Annotated in this window: 5 protein-coding genes; 1 reads left to right on the forward strand and 4 read right to left on the reverse strand. The window is 71.2% G+C overall.

Translation table 11 applies throughout. The features are described 5' to 3' along the window. Window positions 1-236: elongation factor 1-alpha C-terminal domain-related protein (locus GSF22_RS29905; RefSeq protein ID WP_439957822.1), on the forward strand; the 236-nt coding region annotated here is incomplete at its 5' end. A 229-nt stretch (window positions 237-465) separates the two neighbouring features. Here GSF22_RS29905 and GSF22_RS29910 read toward each other — a convergent pair. From GSF22_RS29910 to GSF22_RS29925, 4 genes are all read right to left on the reverse strand, one after another. Then, complete coding sequence (locus GSF22_RS29910; protein WP_208817263.1) at window positions 466-1,293, reverse strand: ABC transporter permease; 828 nt, start codon at window positions 1,291-1,293, stop codon at window positions 466-468. Beyond that, window positions 1,290-2,456 carry an ABC transporter ATP-binding protein gene (locus tag GSF22_RS29915; RefSeq protein ID WP_208817264.1) on the reverse strand — a complete coding sequence of 389 codons (1,167 nt, stop codon included), beginning with the start codon at window positions 2,454-2,456 and terminating at the stop codon, window positions 1,290-1,292. Before GSF22_RS29915 ends, GSF22_RS29910 begins: the two co-directional genes overlap by 4 nt. Before the next feature lie 45 nt (window positions 2,457-2,501). Next, entirely contained in the window at window positions 2,502-3,533 is a 1,032-nt protein-coding gene (locus GSF22_RS29920; RefSeq protein WP_244454378.1) for an alpha/beta hydrolase family esterase, read from the reverse strand. Window positions 3,534-3,723: 190 nt separating this feature from the next. Beyond that, complete coding sequence (locus tag GSF22_RS29925; protein ID WP_208817266.1) at window positions 3,724-5,547, reverse strand: hypothetical protein; 1,824 nt, start codon at window positions 5,545-5,547, stop codon at window positions 3,724-3,726. Window positions 5,548-5,568: the final 21 nt, after the last annotated feature.

The following is a 5,568-nucleotide window of genomic DNA, read 5'->3' on the forward strand; positions in this document are numbered from 1 at the left end:
GGTCGGCGCGGGCGGTGGTGCGGGGGTTGCACTACCGGCTGGATGTCAACACGCTGCACCGGGACGAGACGGCGGATCAGTTGCGGTTGAACGAGATCGGTCGGGTGCGGCTACGCACCACGGTTCCGTTGCTGGCGGACGAGTACCGGCGGAACCGGACCACGGGTGGGTTCATCGTGATCGACGAGGCGACCAACCGTACCGTCGGCGCCGGCATGATCGTCGAAGCCGACTGATCCGACGCGCGGTCACACCGAGGGCCCCTTCCCGGGAGTACGGGAAGGGGCCCTCGGCTGTCGGTACGGCCCCGCCGGTCCGGTTGCCCCCGCCGGTCCGGTCGTCGGGCGCTCTGCCGGGCAGGGGTGGCGTGCGGGACGGGACGGGACGCCCGCGTTCCCGGCGACCGGTGTGTTAGGAAGGGCCCCTTCCTCTACCGAATGCGTTAACCGGGGGCCCTTCCTTGCATCACTGAATGGCGCGGCGGGTGAAACCGCGTACGGCGGTGGCCGTGGTAATTGCGGCGACGGCGGTGAGCACCGCCAGACACGCCCACGGGGAAATGTGCGGGACGGTCGGTAGAAGTGCTCCGCGTACGCCTTCCGAAACGTACGTCATCGGATTGAAGAGCGTAACAATCTGGTACCACGGAATGGTCGACAGTCGGGGCCACGGGTAGTGGATGCACCCGGTCCAGATGATCGGGGTGACGACCAGCGACAGGGTGATGTTGATCCGTTGGATCGGCAGGATCGTGGCCAGCGTGATGCCCAGTCCACCGCCGATCCAGGCGCCGAGCAGGACGACCAGCAGGGCCTGCGGCAGCCCTTCCGGGCGCCACGGCGCGGACCCGACCACCAGCGCGCCGAGCGGGTAGATCAGCACCGCCGCGAGCAGACCCCGGATCGTCGCGATGACCAGCTTGCCCACCGCGACCAGGCCGGTGGGGATCGGGGCCATCAGCCGGTCCTCGATCTCCATGGTGAAGCCGAACTCCTTCACCAGCGGCAGGGCGACGCTCTGCAGGGCGGTGGTGAAAGCGGCCAGCGCGATGATGCCGGGCAGGAAGAGGTCGGCGAAGGACCGGCCCACCACCCCCTGCGCACCGAGGATCGTGTCGAAGACGAAGAGCATGAACAGCGGGGTCAGCCCGACCTGGACCAGGATGACCCACAGCTCCTTGCCGGTGACCAGCAGGTCCCGGCGGAGCACGGCCAGGAAGACCGTGGCGGTGGAGGGGCGGGGACGGGCGACGGTGGTACGGGCCGGTGCGGCGGTGGCGTCGACGACGGTCACCGGAGCCCCCTTCCGGTGAGTTCGATGAAGACGTCCTCAAGGCTGGGCTCGGAGACACGTACGTCGGTCAGGTTCGCCGAACGGTCACTGAGCAGGGTCAGGATCGGACCGAGCAGGGCGGCCGGGTCGGTGGCCAGGTGCAGCCGGATCCGGGTACCGGCACGGGCGCGGGCCGACGGCAGCGTGCCGACCGCCGCACCCAGGCCGAGCGCGGCCAGCCGACCGGCGCCGAGCCCGGGTGGCAGACCCCGTCCCCCACCCGGACCGGGTGGACCGCCGCGACCCGGGCCCATCGCCCGGCCGTTCGCACCGAACCCGCCCGGTCGCCGTGCGGCCGGCAGGGCCGGTGCCGCCAACTGCTCCGCCTTGCGTACCCCGGAAACCTCCCGCAGCGCGGTGAGCAGGGCATCCACGTCGCCCTGCGGGCCCAGCGCCACGGTCAGGTCGAGGATCGACCGGCCAGCGAGACTGCGAACCAGGTTGGTCGGGGTGTCCAGGGTGAGCAGCCTGCCGTGGTCCACCACGCCGACCCGGTCGACCAGCCCGGCCGCGTCGTTCATCTGGTGCGTGGTGAGCACGATCGACACGCCCCGGTCCCGCATCTGGTGGATCCGGTTCCAGATCAGCAGTCGGGTCTGCGGGTCCAGGCCGTTGGTCGGCTCGTCGAGGAAGAGCACCGCCGGCTCGTGGATGAGTGCCCGGGCGATCATCAACCGCTGGGCCATGCCACCCGAGTACGCCTCGATCCGCTTGTCGGCCCGGTCCGCCAGGCCGAAGCGTTCCAGCAGGTCGTCGGCGCGGCTCTCGCGTTCCCGTCGCCCGACCCCGTGGTAGGCGGCGTGGTAGAGCAGGTTCTGCCGGGGGGTCAGCGAACGGTCGAGGTTGTTGTGCTGGGGTACCACGGCGAGCTGGGCCCGGGCGCCCACCGGATCGCGGAGCACGTCGACCCCGCCGATCACGGCCCGCCCGCTGGTGGCCCGGATCCGGGTGGTCAGGATGCCGATGGTGGTGGACTTGCCGGCGCCGTTGGGTCCGAAGAGTCCGAAGATCTCGCCCGGCTCGACGGTGAAGGAGAGGCCGTCGACGGCGTTGACCTCGCTCTTCGGGTACCGCTTGACGAGCTGGTCGACCTCGACCGTCGGCGGGGTGCCTCTGCTGGTCATCGCTGCTCCCTGTGCTGGGGTGGTCGGCCGGGCCGGTGGCCGGGGTCAGCCGCCGGTGGCCCGGGGGTGGGCGCTGAAGAAGCGCCAGATGGTGGCGGTGGCGTTCAACGCGGTACTGGGCGGGTCGAGGTTCAGCAGGCGTTGCGCCCGCTCGTTCGCTGCGGCACTGCCGGGCCACTGGTGCCCGGCACCGGTCACCGCGATCAGCTCGACGGACCGGCCGTCCGGGCAGTCGGCGCGGGTCGTGGTGACCGTTGCGGTGGTGGTGACCTCGGGTGCACCGCACCGGTCCACCGCCCGCCACCGGTCCATCAGGTCGGTCGTCGCCGGCCCGTTGATCCGTACCGGGTTGCGGCCGGTGCCCCCGTTGTCACGTTTGCCCGGCCCGCCGCCGAAGGGCATGGTGCGGTCCGCCGTGCCGTGGATGTGGATCACCGAGACCGGTGCCGGATCGGCGCAGTCGCCGATCAGCGTGGTGGCCACCGCGCCGACCGCCGCGAACAGGTCCGTCGTGCAGACCAGCCGGTAGGCGAGCAGGCCACCGTTGGAGATCCCACTGACGTAGACCCGGGCCGGGTCGACGGGCAGGTCGGCGGTGAGGGTGGTGACCAGGCGGGTGACGAAGGCGGTGTCGTCGACCCCGTCCCGGGCCGGTGCGCCGCAGCAGTCCTTCGTCACCGCCCAGGCCCGGTTGAGGCCGTCGGGGTAGACGACCAGGAAACCGCCCCGGTCCGCCTCGGCGTTCCAGCCGTACGACGACTCGGCCTGCTCACCGGTGCCGAGGGCGCCGTGCAGCATGACCACCAGCGGGACCGGCCCGGTGAGCGGGACCGACGCCGGCCGGTACACCCGGTAGCCGCGTTCCCGGCCGTCCACCTCGATGGTCCGGACGGAGGTGCCGATCGGCAGCCGGTCCGCGCCGACGGTCGACCGGGGGGTGGCCTGCTCCGGCGCCGGTTCGGCGCGGTCCGCGCGGCAACCGCCGAGCACGACGAGGAGAGCCGCCGTCAGTACCAGCGGGGCGCGTCGGCCGGCGGCCCGCCGCCCGGCCCGGCGAAATCTGTGAATTGTCATCATAGGGGTAGCTTGCGCCATCCATGTTCGAGGAAGGTAAGCCTTCGGCCACGGTGTGTTAAGAGCATCCGGGCGGGTCCCGACCGGGCCCCTGGAGGGTCGGGACCCGGTCGGGACCCGGTCGGGACCCGCCGGGACCGGCCCGGCGCCCGTGTCCGGTCCGGATCACGGGCGCCGGGCCGTCAACCGCTGCCTACCAGGCCCGGGTGCGGAGCTGGATCAGCTCCCAGCCGCCCTCCGGGATGTCGTCGTTCGGGTCGGTACGCAGGTTCATCGGGTTCGCCGTCCCGAGGTAGAGGTCCGTCCCGTCGGTGACGATGTTCCGGATCCCGTAGTTCAGGTAGTTGCCGAACCCGGCGTTGTCGACCACCTCGGCCGGACTCCACGGCGAGTTGAAGACGAACAGGTCACCACCGAAGGTCGCGGGCGGGTTCTCCCGGGTCCGCGCCTGCTCCGCCAGGACCGGCGCGGCGCTCAACGTGGCCGCCGCCGACGCGGGGAGGCCGAGCTGCTGCGCCGCCTGGTTGCCCAGGTCCTTGGAGATGTAGCTCCAGTCCATCGTGCCGACGAAGAGCCGCCCGCCGGCCACCACCATCTTCCAGGTGTAGTTGTTGTACGGGTTGCCGAGCCCGCCCGAGCCGTACAGCGGGGTGTTGTTGGTCGACACCAACGCCCAGGCACCGGCGCCCCCGTTCGCCGCCGGGTCGTACTTCGGCAGCTCGGTCGCACCGTAGAGCAGATCCACCTGCTGCCGGTCGAGACCGAAGTTCCGGCCCCGGAAGATGCTGATCGACCGCTGGGTGTTCTGGATGGTGGCCCGGGACGACTCCTCGTCGACCGGCGGGTACCGGAGCAGGTGGGTGTAGGTGGCCTTCAGCGGCACGTGCATGGTGCCCCAGTAGAGCTGGCCACCGTAGGAGGCGAGACCGCCGAGGGCGTAGGTGCTGGCCACCGTCGGGTCCGGTTCGTACTCGCTGACGTCCCAGACCTTGCGCCAACCGGCGGAGTCGGCCGGGGTCAGGCCGGGATCCCCGTCGGCGAGCCGCGGGCTCATCCAGATGCCGGCGAGCACGTCGGCCGCGCCGGCGACCGGACCGTCGGCGGCGAGGCCGTCGTCCCCGGTGCCGATCCAGGTGGAGATGAAGATCCGTCCCTGGTGGACGGTCAGGTCGGCGGCCTGGGCGGGCAGGTCGGCGACCTCGACGAAGCTGAACGGGTTGGTCTTGTCGCCGGTCCAGCGCAGCACGTGGCCACCGGCGCTGCCGTTGGCGCCCACACCGACCCCGGCGTAGAGGACATTGTCGGCCACCACGAAGTGCCGCATGTTGCCGTACTGCGGCATGGTCGTGGAGCTGATGAAGGCCCCGGTGTCGGCGTCGAAGGCGAACAGGTTGATGCTCTGCGCCAGCGCCGGCCCGGCCAGCAGGACGACCCCCTGGTGGTTGCCGGCGGCCCGGATCCCGGCGGTGGAGCTGAGCCGGTTGGCGTGCTCCGGACCGGCGTTCTTCACCAGGGCCGTCTTCTCGACGGACTGCCCGGTGTGCAGGTCGTACTGGTACATCCGGGGCGGCCGGTGGTCACCGAGGGTGGCCGGCAGCGAGGGGTTGCGCTTGGCGATCTGGCTCTCGCCGTACTCGCACACCCAGTCCTCGTTGAGGTTCGGGTCGGTGCTCTTCAGGTTCCGGCCACTGGTCAGGCAGTTGATGTTGGCGCCGGTACCGAACCACAGGTGCTGGTCGGCCCGGGTCATCCCCCACAGGTACGACTGGTTGACCTTGGCCTGGCCCTCGGCGCACGGCGGACCGGCCGGGTAGGGCGCCCCCACCCCGGCGAAACACTCGTCCGGCACTGCCTTGGCGAGCAGCCGCCGGTCGTACTTCTGCGCCGCCGCGTCGACCGACGAGGTCTCCTCCACCGGCGCGGACTGCGCCGGAACCGGGACCGCCAACGCGGGTACAAGTCCCAGGACGGCCACTGCGGAGAGCAGCCGCCGTGCGGGGATCCGGAGTAACTTCACCTATCTCCTTCTTTCCTGATG

Source organism: Micromonospora echinofusca (genome assembly GCF_017614955.1).
In the GTDB taxonomy this organism is placed as follows: domain Bacteria; phylum Actinomycetota; class Actinomycetes; order Mycobacteriales; family Micromonosporaceae; genus Micromonospora; species Micromonospora echinofusca_A.